This window comes from Actinomadura madurae (assembly GCF_047130825.1).
GTDB lineage: Bacteria > Actinomycetota > Actinomycetes > Streptosporangiales > Streptosporangiaceae > Spirillospora > Spirillospora madurae.
Window position 1 is genome coordinate 6656688 of sequence record NZ_CP083237.1, and the last position, 16601, is coordinate 6673288.

The 16601-nt window shown below is 71.3% G+C and carries 16 protein-coding genes; 11 read left to right on the top strand and 5 right to left on the bottom strand.

From position 1 onward, the window contains the following. Positions 1-92: 92 nt before the first annotated feature. From K8Z49_RS30440 to K8Z49_RS30465, 6 genes are all read left to right on the top strand, one after another. Positions 93-260, top strand: a complete 168-nt coding sequence (locus K8Z49_RS30440) for a hypothetical protein (protein WP_177287937.1) — start codon at positions 93-95, stop codon at positions 258-260. A gap of 467 nt (positions 261-727) precedes the next feature. Next, a complete protein-coding gene (gene rpsF, locus K8Z49_RS30445) occupies positions 728-1018 on the top strand; it encodes a 30S ribosomal protein S6 (RefSeq protein ID WP_024936676.1) in 291 nt (96 codons plus the stop codon). Between the two features lie 37 nt (positions 1019-1055). Further along, positions 1056-1616: a single-stranded DNA-binding protein gene (locus tag K8Z49_RS30450; protein ID WP_021595778.1), complete on the top strand. Its 561-nt coding sequence runs from the start codon at positions 1056-1058 to the stop codon at positions 1614-1616. Positions 1617-1673: 57 nt separating this feature from the next. Then, positions 1674-1910, top strand: a complete 237-nt coding sequence (rpsR, locus tag K8Z49_RS30455; protein WP_019631633.1) for a 30S ribosomal protein S18 — start codon at positions 1674-1676, stop codon at positions 1908-1910. A gap of 16 nt (positions 1911-1926) precedes the next feature. Then, positions 1927-2373, top strand: a complete 447-nt coding sequence (rplI, locus tag K8Z49_RS30460) for a 50S ribosomal protein L9 (protein WP_021595777.1) — start codon at positions 1927-1929, stop codon at positions 2371-2373. 692 nt (positions 2374-3065) lie between these two features. Continuing rightward, positions 3066-3878 carry a peptidoglycan recognition family protein gene (locus K8Z49_RS30465; protein ID WP_338072039.1) on the top strand — a complete coding sequence of 271 codons (813 nt, stop codon included), beginning with the start codon at positions 3066-3068 and terminating at the stop codon, positions 3876-3878. A gap of 4 nt (positions 3879-3882) precedes the next feature. Here the strand turns inward: K8Z49_RS30465 and K8Z49_RS30470 are convergent, their stop codons facing one another. Continuing rightward, complete coding sequence (locus tag K8Z49_RS30470; protein WP_052357975.1) at positions 3883-4071, bottom strand: hypothetical protein; 189 nt, start codon at positions 4069-4071, stop codon at positions 3883-3885. 50 nt (positions 4072-4121) lie between these two features. Continuing rightward, entirely contained in the window at positions 4122-5447 is a 1326-nt protein-coding gene (locus tag K8Z49_RS30475) for an MATE family efflux transporter (protein ID WP_021595774.1), read from the bottom strand. Between the two features lie 330 nt (positions 5448-5777). On the opposite strand from K8Z49_RS30475, the gene K8Z49_RS30480 reads away from it, so the two are divergent. The 3 genes from K8Z49_RS30480 (at position 5778) to K8Z49_RS30490 (ending at position 13063) form a co-directional block, all read left to right on the top strand. After that, positions 5778-9647 (top strand): replicative DNA helicase, encoded by a 3870-nt coding sequence (locus tag K8Z49_RS30480; RefSeq protein ID WP_412515825.1) that lies wholly within the window; start codon positions 5778-5780, stop codon positions 9645-9647. Positions 9648-9917: 270 nt separating this feature from the next. Next, positions 9918-11627 carry an NAD(P)/FAD-dependent oxidoreductase gene (locus tag K8Z49_RS30485; RefSeq protein WP_024936675.1) on the top strand — a complete coding sequence of 570 codons (1710 nt, stop codon included), beginning with the start codon at positions 9918-9920 and terminating at the stop codon, positions 11625-11627. Continuing rightward, positions 11624-13063, top strand: a complete 1440-nt coding sequence (locus tag K8Z49_RS30490) for a hypothetical protein (RefSeq protein ID WP_111832720.1) — start codon at positions 11624-11626, stop codon at positions 13061-13063. The genes K8Z49_RS30485 and K8Z49_RS30490 overlap by 4 nt, the downstream gene beginning before the upstream one ends. Positions 13064-13066: 3 nt before the next feature. Here K8Z49_RS30490 and K8Z49_RS30495 read toward each other — a convergent pair whose 3' ends face one another. Further along, complete coding sequence (locus K8Z49_RS30495) at positions 13067-13639, bottom strand: PadR family transcriptional regulator (RefSeq protein ID WP_021594629.1); 573 nt, start codon at positions 13637-13639, stop codon at positions 13067-13069. 191 nt (positions 13640-13830) lie between these two features. Between K8Z49_RS30495 and K8Z49_RS30500 the strand changes: the two genes are divergently transcribed. Next, a complete protein-coding gene (locus tag K8Z49_RS30500) occupies positions 13831-14241 on the top strand; it encodes a nuclear transport factor 2 family protein (protein WP_412521198.1) in 411 nt (136 codons plus the stop codon). Between the two features lie 6 nt (positions 14242-14247). Here the strand turns inward: K8Z49_RS30500 and K8Z49_RS30505 are convergent, their stop codons facing one another. Together K8Z49_RS30505 and K8Z49_RS30510 are read right to left on the bottom strand one after the other, a co-directional pair. Beyond that, positions 14248-14766, bottom strand: coding sequence for a DinB family protein (locus tag K8Z49_RS30505; RefSeq protein ID WP_412515826.1), 519 nt, complete (start codon positions 14764-14766; stop codon positions 14248-14250). Between the two features lie 40 nt (positions 14767-14806). Next, positions 14807-15577: a DUF6081 family protein gene (locus tag K8Z49_RS30510; RefSeq protein ID WP_412515827.1), complete on the bottom strand. Its 771-nt coding sequence runs from the start codon at positions 15575-15577 to the stop codon at positions 14807-14809. 96 nt (positions 15578-15673) lie between these two features. On the opposite strand from K8Z49_RS30510, the gene K8Z49_RS30515 reads away from it, so the two are divergent. Continuing rightward, entirely contained in the window at positions 15674-16555 is an 882-nt protein-coding gene (locus tag K8Z49_RS30515) for a sigma-70 family RNA polymerase sigma factor (RefSeq protein ID WP_412515828.1), read from the top strand. Positions 16556-16601 lie beyond the last annotated feature (46 nt).

The following is a 16601-nucleotide window of genomic DNA, read 5'->3' on the forward strand; positions in this document are numbered from 1 at the left end:
CGATAAATGTCGGCGGCACCCGGTACGGTCGAACATGGATTCGAGAACACCGGGCTCGGGTCCGCCCGGGGGAGGAGCAGGAGGTGCACACCGTGACGAAATCGGAGCTGGGGCTCATCGGTGACGCGGAGCTCGTCGAGGAGCTGTCGCAGCTGACGACCCAGGCCGCCCGCATGCGCGCCCGCATGGCCGACATCATGGCCGAACTAGACCGCCGCCGCTGCGCCCGCCGACCACCCCACCCAACCCCCACCCGATGACCCACGCGCCATCACCGTTCCGGCAGGGGCGGTACATCACCGTTTCCGCGGGCGCGACGGCCGGTTCACTCCGCCGCGGCCCGGGCTCCGCGAACCGTTCCGCTGGCGCTCCACTCCATGAACCGGCTCGTAGTCACTCGTGGGGGCGACCCCTACACCCCCGGCAAGGGCGGTACGAGCCGGTTCACTCCGTTCCGCTGGCGCTCCACTCCATGAACCGGCTCGTAGTCACTCGTGGGGGCGACCCCCACACCCCCGGCAAGGGCGGTACGAGCCGGTTCACTCCGTTCCGCTGGCGCTCCACTCCATGAACCGGCTCGTACGCTGCCGAGTGTTGGTAGCCTGGACCGGTCTCGCGGCAGGTGCGCCCGGCGATCCGGGGTTCGGCGCCGCCGCGGGGGACGCAACAGCCCTCCTGTCACGGAGAGACCGTGACCGCATCAGTCCAGAGGAGGTAGGGACACAGCATGCGTCGTTACGAACTCATGGCCATTCTCGACCCCGCCATCGACGAGCGCACCGCCAACGCGGCGCTCGACCCGTACCTGAAGGTCGTCAAGGACGGCGGCGGCAGCGTGGAGAAGATCGACGTCTGGGGCCGCCGGCGCCTGGCGTACGACATCCAGAAGAAGTCCGAAGGCATCTACGCGGTGGTCGACCTGTCGGCTGAGCCTGCCACGGTCAAGGAGCTCGACCGGCAGCTCAACCTGAGCGAGTCGATCCTCCGTACCAAGGTCATCCGCCCCGAGGTCCACTGAGCCTGGCTCAGCCCTCTCAGCAGCCGGAGCGAGCCCCATGGCAGGCGACACCGTAATCACGATCGTCGGGAACCTCGTCGAGGACCCGAATCTGCGTTTCACGCCGAGCGGCCAGGCGGTCGCGTCCTTCCGCATCGCCTCGACGCCGCGGTTCTTCGACCGCCAGTCGGGCGACTGGAAGGACGGCGAGGCGCTGTTCCTGACCTGCAACGTCTGGCGGCAGGCCGCCGAGAACGTGGCCGAGACCCTGCAGCGCGGCATGCGGGTGATCGTGCAGGGACGCCTCAAGCAGCGCTCCTACGAGACCCGCGAGGGTGAGAAGCGCACCGTCTTCGAGATCGAGGTCGACGAGGTCGGCCCGTCGCTGCGCAACGCCACCGCCAAGGTCAACAAGACCCAGCGGCAGGGCGGGGGCGGCGGTGGTTTCGGCGGCGGCGGAGGCGGCGGCCAGGGCGGCGGCGGCTTCGGCGGCGGAGGCCAGCAGGGCGGCGGTGGTTTCGGCGGCGGCCAGCAGGGCGGCGCGCCGGCCGACGACCCGTGGGCCACCAGCGGCGGCGGCGGGGGCGGCGGAGGCTTCTCCGACGACCCGCCCTTCTAACAGATCAAGTACACGTCCATTCCCGCGTGAGCGGGGCTCTCCCAAAGGAGCACCACGATGGCGAAGCCACCTCCCCGCAAGCCGAAGAAGAAGGTTTGCGTTTTCTGCCAGGAGAAGATCTCCTACGTCGACTACAAGGACACGGGCCTGCTGCGGAAGTTCATCTCCGACCGCGGCAAGATCCGTGCCCGGCGGGTGACCGGCAACTGCACCCAGCACCAGCGCGACGTCGCCACGGCGATCAAGAACGCGCGCGAGATGGCGCTGCTGCCGTACACCAGCACCGCGCGCTGAGGCAGGAGGAACGATCATGAAGCTCATCCTGACCCAGCAGGTCTCCGGGCTCGGCGAGCCCGGAGACGTCATCGAGGTCCGCGACGGCTACGGCCGCAACTACCTCGTCCCCCGCGGGTTCGCGATCAGGTGGACCCGGGGCGCCGAGAAGGAGATCGACTCCATCAAGAAGGCGCGTTCGGCCCGCGAGATCGCGACCGTCGAGCACGCCAAGGAGGTCGCCGACCGGCTCGGCGGGCTGCGCGTCACGCTGCGCACCCGCACCGGCAGCAACGGCCGCCTCTTCGGCGCCGTGACGGCCGCCGACATCGCCGAGGCCGTCCGCGCCGCGAACGGCCCCGACCTCGACCGCCGCCGCATCGAGATCGGCAACCCGATCAAGACCGTCGGCACCCACCGCGTCAGCGTCCGCCTGCACAGCGACGTCAACGCCACGATCGACGTCAACGTCCTCGAGGCCTGACACCCGCTCCACCGACGGCCCCCGCCCACCCGGACGGGGGCCGTCACCATTTCCAGACACCCCACCCCCACCGCCCCTACACGCACCACCGCGTCCCGCCACCCACACCGCGCCCGCCCCACCCAGCGCCGCCCTCGGTCCAGGTCATGCTCCGGACGCCGTCGCCTCGCGCGACCGTTTCTAGCTCGCCGGCGTTTCGCCTCGACGCACCTCGCGCCGCCCTCGGGGCGGGTCATGCTCCTGCCGTTGCCTCGTGTGGGCGGTTCTCGCCGACCGCATCTCGTTCTCCTGGAGATCGTTTCGTTGATGGCGACGGGCTTCCGCGCCACGCTCCGCGGGATCGGGTTCGCCCGCTCGTTGGCTGTGGCGGCGCGGCCGGCCGCCGGGGCTGAGGCGACACCGTACGGGTTATTGGTCCGTTCCGCTGCTCGTGCTTCTGCCGTGGGGTGCGTTGGGGGGCTTTGTCCGGGGTGAAAGTGGCGGGGACGGGGGTCTGGGGTGGGGTGTTGTTGGGCGGCGGGTTGTCCGGGGTTGGGGTGGACGGGGGCTTGCGGGGGCCTTCGGGGTGGGTGGGGTGGTGTTATGGCCATGGTTTCGCGTGAAACGTCCGTGAATCGCCCTGTGTTTGGGTGGTCAACTTTGGGGCGATTACGTTCCGTGATCACATAATCGCGGAATGAAGGGGGACGGTGGTGAACGCGCATTCGGGGGAGGGCGCGAGCGACCGGGACGGGGCGGTCCGGCGCGTGACGCGACGGTCGCTCATCGGGGGTGCGGTGGGAGCGGGACTGCTGGAGATGATGTCCTGGGGGACGTCCCACCAGAATGTGGCCATGGCGGACGAACGTCTTCACGGGACCGGCGAGCAGGTCATGTTCAGGGCCGAGGCCCCGCACGTGTACACGCGTGCGCAGTGGAACGCGAGGCCGCCTCGGCGTCCGGCGAGGATCCTCGGGCGGGCGCCGGACCGCATCATCGTGCACCACACGGCCACGGGGAACTCCAAGGACGGTTCGCTCGCCCACGCGTTCGGCCTGTCGCGGGCCATCCAGAACATGCACATGGACGGCAACGGCTGGGACGACACCGGCCAGCAGCTCACCATCAGCCGCGGCGGCATCGTGATGGAGGGGCGGAACCGGAGCCTGCGGTCTGTCCGGGCGGGGAACCTCGCCGTCGGCGCGCAGGTCCTGCACCACAACGAGCACACGATCGGCATCGAGAACGAGGGCACCTACATGACGAAGGCGGTGCCGGACCGCCTGTGGAGTTCGCTGCTGGAGGTGTGCGTCTGGCTGTGCCGGCAGTACGGCCTTGATCCGTCCAGCGCCATCATCGGGCACCGCGACCTCAACAACACCTCGTGCCCGGGGGACGTCCTCTACGCGCGGCTGCCCGAGCTCCGCAAGGCGGTGGCCGCCCGTCTGGGGAGCTCGGCGGGGGTGGGGAAGGCGGTCGACGGCTCGGGTTCGGTCCTGCAGATTTTGCCACCGCTCGGCGGCTGAGCGGTCACGTCTCGGGGGTCGTGTAGCGGGTGCGGCGGCGGGCGATCTCCGGGTCGATGCCCTCGACGAGCGACCAGATGCCCGCGACCCGTTCGACCAGGGTCTCCGGGGGCAGGCCGGCGAGGCCCTCCGCCGCCAGGTCGTCGATCGCCTGAGTCAGCCGGGCCATCCGCTCGCCGTGTGTGGAACACATGTTCGAATAGTAGCGAGTGTGATGGCCGGTGCGGGTGTGATTCGCGGATTTCAGCGGACCGCGCCGGTGACCATCCAGCGGTCGCCGCGGGCGCGGAGGCCGAGGGTGAGCATGCGGGTCAGCATCCACAGGCCGATCGCCGTCCACAGTCCGACGAGGCCCGCGTCCGCCCGGTAGAGGACGATGGCCGCCGGCATGAAGACGGCGGTCGCGAGCAGCGTCGTCACGGCGAGGTAGGGGCCGTCGCCGGCGCCGATCAGGATGCCGTCCAGGACGAACACCACGCCGGCGACCGGTTGCAGGACCGCGACGAGCAGCAGGGAAGCGAGGAGGAGGTTCCGGACGTCGCCGTCGGAGGTGAAGAGGCCCGGCAGCCACGGCCGCACGGCGAGGATCGCCAGCCCGAACGCGATGCCGCACCCGATGCCCCACCCGACCATCCGGCGGGTGACGGCCCGGGTGCCCGCGAGGTCGGACGCGCCCAGGTAGCGTCCCGTGATGGCCTGCCCGGCGATCGCGATGGCGTCGAGCGCGAACGCCATGAGCGTCCAGATCTGGAAACCGACCTGGAAGGCGGCGATCTCCGGGTCCCCCATCCGGGCCGCGATCGACGTCCCGACGATGAGGACGATGCGCAGCGCCGCCGTCCGGACGAAAAGGCCGAAGCCCGCGGTGGCCGACGTCCACAACCCGTCCAGGTCGGGACGGACGGGGGCGCCGTGCTCGCGCGCGCCGCGCAGGACCACCGCGACGTAGACGGCCGCGCTGCCCGTCTGGGCGAGGACGGTCCCCCACGCGGAGCCGGCGATCCCCCAGTCCAGGACGAGCACGAACAGTGCGTTGAGCAGCAGGTTCAGTGAGAAGCCGCCGACCGAAACGGCGAGCGGGGTGCGCGTGTCCTGGAGGCCGCGGAGTACGCCGGTCCCGGCGAACACGAGCAGCATCCCCGGGATGCCCAACAGGCTGATCTTGAGGTACGTCTCGGCGTGCGGCGCGACGCCGGGGGACGCGCCGAACGCGTCGACGATCCAGGAGACCAGCGGCCAGCCGGCCACGACCAGTGCCGCGCCGATGGCGAGCGCGAGCCACAGGCCGTCGATGCCCTGCCTGATCGCGGCCCGCATGTCCCCCGCGCCGACCTGGCGCGCCACCCCGGCGGTCGTGCCGTAGGCGAGGAAGACGCAGACGTAGACGATGGTGGTCAGGGCTTGCCCGGCGACGCCCAGTCCGCCGAGCTGGGCGGTGCCGAGATGCCCGACGATCGCCGTGTCGGACAGCAGGAAGAGCGGTTCGGCGACGAGCGCGCCGAAGGCCGGCACGGCCAGGCGCAGGATCTCGCGGTCGTGCGGGGTCGCGAGCCGGCGGGGGGAGGTCATCGCGCCGAGGGTACCAGGCTGTAACGTTCGTACGAAATTCAAGCCTTACATCGGGACGATCGGCCGACTTTCTTTCTCACACACCCCGTGGACGGCGTTCCCGCAGGTTAGCGGGATGCCGTCGAGGTCGTCCACGACGAATCCACAAAGTTGTCCACAGGTCGTGCACAACCGAATCGGCGTGTCTGCACAGGGAGTCCACAGGGTCGTCCACAGGCTGCTTTGCCCGCGGCGGCGCGGGGTCGCGAGAATGTCCGACGCGTCAGGTAGACGTGAGGTGAACGGGTCGGCGACGGGGCGGACGGCGACCACGAAGATGGGGGTGCGGCGGTGAGCGTGGCGGATATCGGCCCGCAGGACCACGAATTCGAGCGCACCCCTCCCCACGACATCTCGGCGGAGCAGGGCGTCCTCGGCGGCATGCTGCTCTCCCAGGACGCGATCGCCGAGGTCGTCGAGCTGCTGCGCACCCCCGACTTCTACCGTCCCGCGCACCAGATCATCTACGACGTCGTCCTCGACCTCTACGGCCGCGGCGACCCGGCCGACGCCGTCACCGTCGCCGGCGAGCTCACCAAGAACGGCGAGATCGGCCGCATCGGCGGCGCCCCCTACCTGCACACGCTGATCTCCCTGGTGCCGACCGCGGCGAACGCCGGGTACTACGCGAAGATCGTCCACGAGCGGGCGATCCTGCGCCGCCTGGTCGAGACCGGCACCCGCATCGTCCAGATGGGCTACGCGGCCGACGGCGCCGACGCCGACGAGGTCCTCGACCGCGCCCAGGCCGAGGTGTTCGCCATCGCCGAGAAGCGCGCCGGCGAAGACTACGTCGCGCTCTCGGAGATCATGCCGGGCGCGCTGGACGAGATCGAGGCGATCGGCAGCCGCGGCGGCCAGATGGTCGGCTGCCCCACCGGCTTCGCCGACCTCGACGCCCTCACCAACGGCCTCCACCCCGGGCAGATGATCGTGGTGGCAGCGAGACCTGCCATGGGCAAGGCGGTTTGTCTGAACACTCCCCTTGCAACCCCGTTGGGGTGGACCACTATGGGCGACGTGTCCGTTGGTGATCATCTGATCGGAGCCGATGGCAAGCCGACGCGCGTCGTCGCCGTGAGCGACGTCATGTACGACCGCCCCTGCTATGAGATCGAATTCTCCGACGGCGAGGTGATCGTCGCCGACGCCGAGCACCAGTGGCGCACCACGAGGTCCGGCGCCGCCTCGCCTCGCTGGGGCGACTTCTCCGGCCGGACGGCGTCTCCCGCGCGCGCCCTCGCCGGGCGGTGCGGCACTCCCGGCCGCGCCCCGACGGCACCCGGCGTCCGGCACCTCGCCGATCCCGCGCGCTGGGACGAGTTCGTCCGGCGATTCCACGGGCAGGCCGCCCGCGCCGGTGGGCACGCACCGAACCAGGCGACGCCCGGCAGGCGCCACCTTCCGGCGGGCAAGGGCGGCCACGGCACGGCCGCCTTCGCGAACGAGCCCGTCCCGCCGCTCACCGGGGGTCCCCGGATCCGGACGACCGAGCAGATCCACGCGACGCTCCGGCACGAGGGGCGTCCGGCCCACACCGTCGGGGTCGCCGCGGCCTTCGACCTGCCCGAGGCCGACCTGCCCGTCGCCCCGTACGTCCTCGGCGTGTGGCTAGGTGCCGGAGACGAGGACGAGGCCCGCATCACCTGCCTCGACGGCGAGGTCATCGCCCGGATCGAGGCGGCCGGTCAACACGTCGTCCCGGAGCCGGTCCCCGGCTGCCACCTCCTGCCCGGCCTGCGCGAGCGGCTCGGCGGCCTCGGCCTGCTGGACGGCGCGCACATCCCGGCGCCGTACCTGCGGGCGTCCGCGGCCCAGCGCCGGGCGCTGCTCGCCGGGATCCTCGACGTCGCCGGCCACCTGTCCGGTGACGGGCGCGTCGACGTGGTCTTCTCCAGCGCCCGGCTCGCCGGCGGGGTGCGCGAGCTCGTCCTCAGCCTCGGCCACCCCGCCGAGCTGACCGCCGACCCGGCCGGGGAGCCCCTGTCCGAGCCGATGCACCAGGTCGGCTTCACGCCGCGCGAGCCGGTGTTCCGGCTGTCGCGCAAGGCCGCCCGGGAGCGCGGCATCGTCCACCCGGGCGCTCCGGTGCGGCACATCGTGGACGTCCGGCCGGTCGAGAGCGTGCCGGTCCGGTGCGTGCAGGTCGACAACGCCGACCACATGTACCTGGCGGGGCGTTCCTGCATCCCCACGCACAACTCGACGCTCGCGCTCGACTTCGCCCGCGCCGCGTCCATCAAGCACGGTCTGACCTCGGCGTTCTTCAGCCTGGAGATGGGACGCAACGAGATCACCATGCGGCTGCTGTCCGCCGAGGCGCGGGTGGCGCTGCACGCGATGCGCTCGGGCACCATGCAGGACGAGGACTGGACGCGCCTCGCCCGCCGCATGAGCGAGGTGGCCGAGGCGCCGCTGTTCATCGACGACTCGCCGAACATGTCGATGATGGAGATCCGCGCGAAGTGCCGCCGCCTCAAGCAGCAGCACGACCTGCGGCTCGTCATCATCGACTACCTGCAGCTGATGACGTCCGGCAAGCGGGTGGAGAGCCGCCAGGTCGAGGTCTCGGAGTTCTCCCGGTCGCTGAAGCTGCTCGCGAAGGAGCTGGGCGTCCCGGTCATCGCGCTGTCGCAGCTCAACCGAGGCCCCGAGCAGCGAACCGACAAGAAGCCCATGGTCTCCGACCTACGCGAATCGGGGTGTGTCACGTCCTCCACCCGGATCATGCGTGCGGACACCAACGAAGAAGTCACCATAGGCGATCTCGTCGCGGACGGCGCCCGTGATGTTCCCGTGTGGGCTCTCGACGAGCGGTTGAAGTACGTGCCGCGCACCATGACGCACGCGTTCTCCAGCGGACGCAAGGAAGTGTTCCGGGTGCGGCTGGCCTCCGGCAAGGAGGTCGAGGCGACGGCCAACCATCCATTTCTCACCTACGGCGGGTGGACGGCTCTCGGTGACCTGAAGCCGGGGTCCCGTGTCGCCGCGTCCAGGCATGTGCCGCCCCCTCTCAAGCCGGAGAGTTGGCCTGAAGACCGCGTTGTCCTGCTTGCACACCTCATCGGGGACGGTTCTTTCGTCAAGCGTCAGCCGATTCGCTATGCCAGTAGAGACGAAGCCTGCTTGCAGGCTGTAACCCGTGCGGCCGAGCATTTCGGTATCAGCGCGGTCCGGGACGAGTATGAGGCTGCGCGTGTCACGACGCTCCGTCTACCGGCGCCCTACCGTCTGACTCATGGTCGGCGAAACCCGATCGCCGAGTGGCTCGACGAGTTGGGTCTGTTCGGGCTGCGTTCGCATGAGAAATTCGTCCCGGGGCAGGTGTTCAGCCTCCCCAAGGAGCAGGTAGCGCTTTTTCTGGCGCATCTCTGGGCCACTGACGGCTGCGTTCACTGGGACGCTGAGCGGGAGCAGTGCCGGCTCTACTACGCCTCAACGAGCAAGCGCCTTGTCGACGATGTGTCGCGACTGCTTCTGCGGTTCGGCGTCCTGTCCCGTATCAAGACGGTGAGGAAGGGCGATTACCGGCCCGGTTACCAGCTCCATATCTACGGCGCGGAGAATCAGCTCGCGTTCTTCAATGCGGTCCAGGTGCACGGGGGGCGGGGACTCAAGGCGGCGTCCGCCATGCGAAGCTTGCAGGGAAAACGGCCGAACACGAACCTCGACACCATCCCACGTGATGTTCGGGACGACGTCAAGACGATTCTTGTGGATCGGGGCATGACCCATCGTGAGTTCTCCGCCGCCATAGGGACGCAGTTCTGCGGCAGCGCCCTGTGGAAGCGTTCACCGAGTCGGGCGCGCCTCGGCCGGGTGGCGACGGTCCTCGACTGCTCCGATCTGGAGTTCTTGAGCGTCAACGACGTCTTCTGGGATGAGATCGTCGAGATCGAAAGTATCGGCGAGCAAGAGGTCTACGACGCGACGGTGATGGGCCTTCATAATTTTGTTGCGAACGGAATAGCCCTGCACAACAGCATCGAGCAGGATGCGGACATGGTGATCCTGCTGCATCGCGAGGACGCCTACGAGAAGGAGTCGCCGCGCGCCGGTGAGGCCGACCTGATCGTGGCCAAGCACCGCAACGGCCCGACCGCCACCGTCACGGTCGCCTTCCAGGGCCACTACAGCCGCTTCGTCGACATGGCCCAATAGCCCCTCCCACCCAACTCATCCCCCCGCCCCGGTCCGTCCGGTGTCGACGGGGTCGACGCCGCGGCACGGGCACCCTTTCCGGGGGTGGCCGGGGGTGGTCATCGCGGGGTGAACCGGGGTGGGGCGGGAAGACGTACGTCGGGGTGAGGGTCGCGGGGGCGGGCTCGCCGGATGTTCACGGGTGGTTGTGGCGGGCCTTCGGGTCTCGTGGTCCTTTGCGGGCGGGGGCGAGCGGGCGACCCTGCCTTGGCGGGGGACGGGTGATGCGGCATGTGGCTGCGGGAGCACGGGCCTACGGCGCCGGGTGACGGTGCGAGGCTGCTGGTCGGGATGGGCAGCGGGGCGGTGTCGGGGCTCGCGGTCGGCGCGCTGATGGCGTGGCAGGACCTGCTGGCGGGCCACGGGACGTACGGGTGGGCGGTGTTCGCCCTGTACGCGGCGGTCACCGGTGAGCTGCTCGGCGGGTTCGTGGGGCGGCGGCCGTCCGGTCCGGCGGTGTCGGCGGCGGGCGGGCTGCTGCTCGGCCTGCTCGGCTGGGCGTTCTGGTGGCTGACCGTGGACCCCCTGATCCAGGGGACGGCGCCGACCTGGTCGATCGCGGCGGCCACGGCCGTGTATCCGGAGCTGGTCGGCTCCCTGCTCCAGGGGACGCTGGCCGGGCTGCTCTTCCACGCCGCCGTGCGGCGTTTCCGCGACCGTCCCGCCAAGGAGAGGCCGCGCGCGCCGCGGGTGGTCATCATCGGGGGCGGGTTCGGCGGCGTCGGCGCCGCGCGCCGGTTCGAGCGGCTGAACCTGCGGGGGCACCGGATCGACGTGACGCTGGTCAGCGACTCCAACCATCTGCTGTTCACGCCGATGCTGGCGGAGGTCGCGTCGGGCGGGCTGGAGGAGCGGCACATCACCTCGCCGGTGCGCGCCGCCGTGGCGCACACGCGGTTCCGGCACGGGCGGGTGGCCGAGGTGGACGCGGCGCGGCGGGTCGTCCGGCTGGAGGCGGGCGAGGCGCTGCCGTACGACCATCTGGTGCTGGCCGTCGGGTCGGTTCCCCACTTCCCGGATCTGCCGGGTGTGGCGGAGAACGCGTGCACGCTGAAGTCGCTGTCGGACGCGGTGCGGCTGCGCGACCGGGTGCTGATGCTGCTGGAGCGCGCCGACCAGGAGGACGATCCCGCCGAGCGGGCCCGGCTGCTGACGTTCGTGGTGGCGGGCGGCGGGTTCGCCGGGACGGAGATCGTCGCCGAGCTGTACGACCTGACCCACGATGTGCTGCATTTCTATCCCGGCATCGACCCGGGGGAGCCGCGGTTCGTGCTCGTCCACTCGGGTGCCCGCGTCCTGCCGGAGCTGTCGGATCGGCTCGGGGAGTACGCGCAGGAAAAGCTGCGGGCGCGTGGGATCGAGTTCCGCCTCGGTGTCCGGGTGGCGGCCGCGGGCGCCCGGGACGTGCGGCTCAACGACGGGGCGGTGATCCCGGCGGGGACGTTCGTGTGGACGGCGGGCAACCGGCCGAGCCCGCTGGTCCGGGCCCTCGCCGGCGACGGCCCGGTGCCGGTGGACCGGACGCTGCGGGCGTTCGGACTGGACGGGGTCTGGGCGATCGGCGACTGCGCGCGGATCCCGGCGCCGGACGGGCCGCCGTACCCGCCGACCGCCCAGCACGCGGCGCGGGAGGGGCGGGCGGTGGCCGACAACATCGCGGCGGTGCTGAAGGGGCGCAGGCCGGCGCCGTTCCGTTTCCGGACGCTGGGCGTGTTCGTCGCGCTCGGCCATCGCACCGCCGCCGGGCAGATCCGCGGGCGGCCGTTCTCCGGGCTGAGCGCCTGGCTGCTGTGGCGCGGCATCTACCTGGCCAAGCTGCCCGGCATCGACCGCCGGGTCCGGGTCCTTCTCGACTGGGGGCTCGACCTGGTGTTCCCCCGCGACATCGTGGTGACCGGGCCGTCCGCCGAGGCGCCGGTGCCCGCGCGGGGCGTCCGGTGACGGCCCGCGCCGGCATCGGGGCGGTCCCCGCGCCGGGCGTCCTGCGGGGCGCGTGGACGGGCGGCGCCGCGGGGCTCGCGGGGGGCCTGGTGCTCGGGGCGGCGATGCGGTCGCTCGGCATGCTGCCGGCCGTCGCGGTGCTCGCCGGGTCGGGGTCGCCGGGCGTGGGATTCGCGCTGCACATGGCGATCTCGGTCCTGGTCGGCGCCGGGTTCGGGCTGCTGGCGGTGCGGCAGCGGATCCGGTCGAGCGAGCTGGTGTTCTGGGGGCTGGCCTACGGGGTGTTCTGGTGGTTCCTCGGGACGCTGACGCTGCTGCCTCTGCTGACCGGCGTCCCGATGACGTGGAGCCTGGCGAGCGCGCAGTCGGCGATGCCGAGCCTGCTCGGCCACCTGTTCTACGGCGGGGTCACCGCGGTCGGGTTCGCGCTGCTGCACCCGGACGGCCGGTTCGCGGTCAAGGACCATCTGCGGCCGAGGCCGCTGCTGCGCGGGCTGATCGCCGCCGGGATCGTGGCGGGCGTCCTCGTCCTGGCTTTCGGGGTGGGCGGCGGCGCGCGTCTCGGCTGGCTGCCCGCCGCGGCCGTGGCCATGGGCGCCGGCTACCCGGTGGTGTTCACCGGACGTCCCGAGGGGACGGGCCCGGCGCTCGTCCGCGGCACCGCCTACGGGTTCCTGTGGTGGGTCGCGGCCGACCTGACGCTCGTGCCGCTGGTCCAGGACGGCGCGCTCGGCTGGTCCCAGGCGGCGGTGGCGGAGGAGGCGTCGAGGCTGCCGGCGTATCTGCTGGCGGGTGCGGGCATCGCGGCCGTCTTCGGCTGGCTTGGAGGGCTCGCGCGGAGCCTGTTCGTGGACGACGTCCGGCTCCTGCACCGCGGCGCCGGGACGCGGGGGCTGCGGGCCGTCGGCTACGGCGCGCTGGCGGGGCTCGTCGGCGGTGTCGTGTTCGGCCTGCTGTGGGGGAGCGTGGAGGCGCTGCCGACCGTCGCCCGGCTGGTGGGGGCGCGCGGCGCCGGGGCCGGCTGGGCCGTCCATCTCGTGATCGCGCAGGTCATCGGGGTGTCGTACGCGCTGTTCTTCCGTGGACGCAGCTACGACCTCGTGTCCGGGGTCGGCTGGGGGCTGTCGTACGGGTTCTTCTGGTGGGTGCTCGGGGCGCTGACGCTGCTCCCCGTCCTGCTGGGCCAGCCGCCGAGGTGGGAGGCCGCGGCGATCGCGGCGGCGTTCGCGAGCCTGATCGGGCACCTCGCCTACGGCGCCGGGCTCGGCACCGTGTACGCGTGGCTGGAGCACCGGGAGAACCCGTGGTGGGTGGCGCGCAGCGACGTCGAGGCGGTCCGCGCGACCGCCCGCAGGGAGCAGATCCTCGGTTCGGCTCCCGCGTTGTGGACGCTGACCGTCCTGATCGCGCTGGCCGTCCCGGTGATGGTGGCCTGACGCCTACTCCGCGCGGACGCGGGATTCGACGCGCCGTTCGAGGATGGCCAGGGTCTCCTCGCACCAGCGGAGGTTCTCGCGCTCGAACGCCATGCCGCGCATCAGCGTGAGGTAGGGGCCGATGCGTTCGGCGGTGGCGAGATGCTCCTCCTCGGTGCGGCCGTTCAGGAACCGGGCGCGGATCCGCTCGAAGCGGGCGATCTTCGATTCGGCCCAGGTCAGCCGTTCGCGGATGGCGTCCATGACGGCGTGGACGTCTCCCGCGTCCACCGCCTGGACCTGCACCATCAGCTCCTCGCGCATGGCGCCGGGGCGGGGCGGTCTCGCGGTGAACTCGTGCAGCGCGCGGTGTCCGGCGTCGGTGAGGGAGAAGAGGCGCTTGTTGGGGCGGCGTTCCTGCTGGACGACGCGTGCGCGGATCAGGCCCTCGGCCGCCATCTTGTCCAGTTCCCGGTAGAGCTGCTGGGGAGTCGCCATCCAGAAGTTGGCCACTCCGGCGTCGAAGCTCTTCGAGAGGTCGTATCCGGAGGCCTCGCCCTCCAGGAGCGTGGCCAGGACCGCGTTCCGCAACGACATGTGCCCGAGCGTACTGCCCGCCGGCGGGCAGTACGGCCATTAATCGCGTGTGCTCTGTGGGGGAGCGACCCCCCACACTCTCCGGTATGCGTATGTGACCGTCCACACGACACAGATCGCTGGCGATCCGCCCTGCTCAAAGATACTGTTATCCGCACCTATTCAACTTGTTTAATATGGGGGTGTCGCGCATGCATCCGTTCCGGCGGGCCGTGGAAGCCGGTGACATATCGGCGGTCGAGGGACTGTTCGCCGACGAGGCGGTGTTCACCAGCCCGGTGGTGTTCAAGCCGTACCACGGCAAGGCGATCACGGTGGCGATCGTCCGCGGCGCGGCGCGGGTGTTCCAGGACATCCACTACGTGCGGGAGATCGTCAGCCCGGACGGCCGCGACCTCGCGCTCATGTTCAAGGCGACGGTCAACGGCCGCCAGGTGCACGGCTGCGACTTCCTCCACCTCGACGAGAGCGGCCTCATCGACGACCTCACCGTCATGGTGCGGCCCCTGTCGGCGGCGACCGAGGTGGCCCAGGCCATGGGCGCCGAGTTCGACCGGATCCAGCGCGAGGCCGCGCAGACCCCGGTCACCGAACCGCAGTAGGGCGCGCTACTCGCCGGTGACGCCGTCAATGGCCTCGCGAAGCAGGTCCGCGTGGCCGTTGTGGCGCGCGTACTCCTCGATCATGTGGAGATACACCCAGCGGAGCGTCAGCGTGCCGTCCTTACCGGGGAACTCCTCGTCCAGCGACCGTCCCGCCGTCGTCGCGCGCGCCAGCTCGACCTCGCGGGCGTAGGTGGCGAAGTCGGCCTCCGCGCCGCCCGGGTCGGCGAGGTCGAATTCACCGTCCGGATACTCCTCGCTGCAGTAAAGGTCTACTGCTGACGGGTCTTTTCCGAACCTATTGCGGAACCACCACCGCTCGTTCTCGGCGAGGTGGCGCACGAGGCCCAGCAGGCTCAGGTTCGTGCTCGGCAGCGGCTTGGCGGCGAGTTGTTCGCCGTTCAGCCCGCCGCATTTGAGCAGGAGGGTGCGGCGGTGAAAGTCGAGAAAGCTTTCAAGGGACGTCGATTCGTCAGCGGCGGCGGGGAAACCGCCGCGATCCACCATGGGAGCAGTCCAGACCATGCAGCATCCTCACCACTGCGAGGGCGCCTGCTCAACAGAATTAACGCTGGGACGGGAGCATGCGGGCCCCGTGCGTGCGGAAATCGCGCCAGCGGGCGTTCATGCCCTGGCCCTGCAGGGAGCGGCTGCGGCCGTTCCGGGGCGGCAGCATCGTCCAGATGCCGAATCCGATCTGGACGCGCTCGGGGACGAACGTGCCGGGAGTCTCGTACACGGTGTGGCCGTCGACGCGCCAGGTCGCGGTCGACGTGCTCCGGTCGAGCGTGATCTCGCAGGTCCGGTGCCGGGTGAAGTCGTCGTCGAAGTCCTCGTACGGCGACTCGGCCACGTGGTAGAACGGCCGGTCCGCTCCCCAGGCGCCGAGCCGCTCGTGCAGCGCCAGCACGCGCGTGGACGTGCCGCAGACGGCGAACACGCGCTTGCTCACGTCGAAGTCGAAGACGTGGAAGGCGGCCATGCCCAGGCGGTAGTCCCCCGGGTCGCCGCCGACGTTCTCGACGGCGAGGTCGACGGCGAACGTCGCGGGCCGGTCCGGGGGCACGTCGAACGTGCGCGTCGAGAAGACGAGGTACTTGGGGCTGTCGGCGGGCTGGAACGTGTCGTCCGCCATCGAGAAGCGCGGGATCGCCACCCGCACCTCGCCGTCGCCCACCGCCGTCTCCGCGTTCGGGTCGATCGGGACGTGCACCCCGCCCTCCGGACGCGGCAGATGGACCGGGCCCCAGAACGCGGGGTCGAGCTCCGGTCCCCCGAGCCCGCCGTACGCGACGAATCCGTCCCTGACCTCGGCGGACCTGCGATCGGTCATCATGATCGGTCTCCCTTCGGTTACCCTCTCAACGGATAGACCCCCAGTGGCACGCAGATGTGACGCCGCGCCCGGCGTCCGGAACGGGTCCGCCGATCGATGGACGAGAGCGACCGGCTGGCGGCGCGGTTCGAGGAGCACCGGCCCCGGCTGCGGGCCGTCGCCTACCGGCTGCTCGGCTCCGGGAGCGAGGCCGACGACGCGGTCCAGGAGGCGTGGATCCGGCTCAGCCGCTCCGACGCCGCCGCGATCGGCAGCCTCGAAGCCTGGCTGGTCACCACGGTCGGCCGCGTCGCGCTCAACATGCTCCGGGCGCGCAGGACGCGCCGGGAGGAGCCGCTCGGCGCCCACCTGCCCGACCCGGTCGTCGACCGCGTGGACGGCCCCGACCCGGAGCGCGAGGCCCTGCTCGCCGACTCCGTCGGCGTCGCGCTGCTGGTCGTCCTGGAGACCCTGACGCCGGCGGAGCGGCTCTCCTACGTCCTGCACGACATGTTCTCCGTCCCGTTCGACGAGATCGCCGGGATCATCGGCCGGTCGCCCGACGCGGCGCGCCAGCTGGCCAGCCGCGGCCGCCGCCGCATCCGCGACGCCGAGGCGGCGCCCGGCACCGGCACGGCCGCTCAGGAAGAGGTCGTCAGGGCCTTCCTCACCGCCGCGCGAGAGGGCGACTTCGGTGCCCTGGTCGCCGTCCTCGACCCCGGCGTCGTGGTGCGCGAGGACAGCGGCACCGGCATGCTCGTCGAGGTTCGCGGCGCCGAGAACGTCGCCCGGAGGGCGCGGAGCGTCTCGCGGCTCGGCCTCGACGCGTGGCCCGCGCTCGTCGACGGCGGCGTCGGCTGGGTTTCCATGCTCGGCGGAGAGCCCTTCGCGGTCGCCGCCGTCACCACCCGGGACGGGCGCGTCGCCGCGATGGACATCCTCACCGACCCGGAACGTCTCGCCCGCCTCGACCTCACCGGACTCCGCCCGCGCTCCTGACGGCCCGCGTGTGGCCCAGGGCCCGCGACCGCGCCTACGCTGCGGG

Coding starts and splice junctions, on each gene's coding strand:
- rpsF (WP_024936676.1), top strand. CDS start 728: ATGCGTCGTTACGAACTCATGGCCATTCTCGACCCCGCCATCGACGAG.
- K8Z49_RS30470 (WP_052357975.1), bottom strand. CDS start 4,071: ATGTGTTCCACACACGGCGAGCGGATGGCCCGGCTGACTCAGGCGATC.
- K8Z49_RS30500 (WP_412521198.1), top strand. CDS start 13,831: ATGCATCCGTTCCGGCGGGCCGTGGAAGCCGGTGACATATCGGCGGTC.
- K8Z49_RS30510 (WP_412515827.1), bottom strand. CDS start 15,577: ATGATGACCGATCGCAGGTCCGCCGAGGTCAGGGACGGATTCGTCGCG.
- K8Z49_RS30505 (WP_412515826.1), bottom strand. CDS start 14,766: ATGGTCTGGACTGCTCCCATGGTGGATCGCGGCGGTTTCCCCGCCGCC.
- K8Z49_RS30475 (WP_021595774.1), bottom strand. CDS start 5,447: ATGACCTCCCCCCGCCGGCTCGCGACCCCGCACGACCGCGAGATCCTG.
- K8Z49_RS30495 (WP_021594629.1), bottom strand. CDS start 13,639: ATGTCGTTGCGGAACGCGGTCCTGGCCACGCTCCTGGAGGGCGAGGCC.
- K8Z49_RS30515 (WP_412515828.1), top strand. CDS start 15,674: ATGGACGAGAGCGACCGGCTGGCGGCGCGGTTCGAGGAGCACCGGCCC.
- rplI (WP_021595777.1), top strand. CDS start 1,927: ATGAAGCTCATCCTGACCCAGCAGGTCTCCGGGCTCGGCGAGCCCGGA.
- rpsR (WP_019631633.1), top strand. CDS start 1,674: ATGGCGAAGCCACCTCCCCGCAAGCCGAAGAAGAAGGTTTGCGTTTTC.
- K8Z49_RS30450 (WP_021595778.1), top strand. CDS start 1,056: ATGGCAGGCGACACCGTAATCACGATCGTCGGGAACCTCGTCGAGGAC.
- K8Z49_RS30485 (WP_024936675.1), top strand. CDS start 9,918: ATGTGGCTGCGGGAGCACGGGCCTACGGCGCCGGGTGACGGTGCGAGG.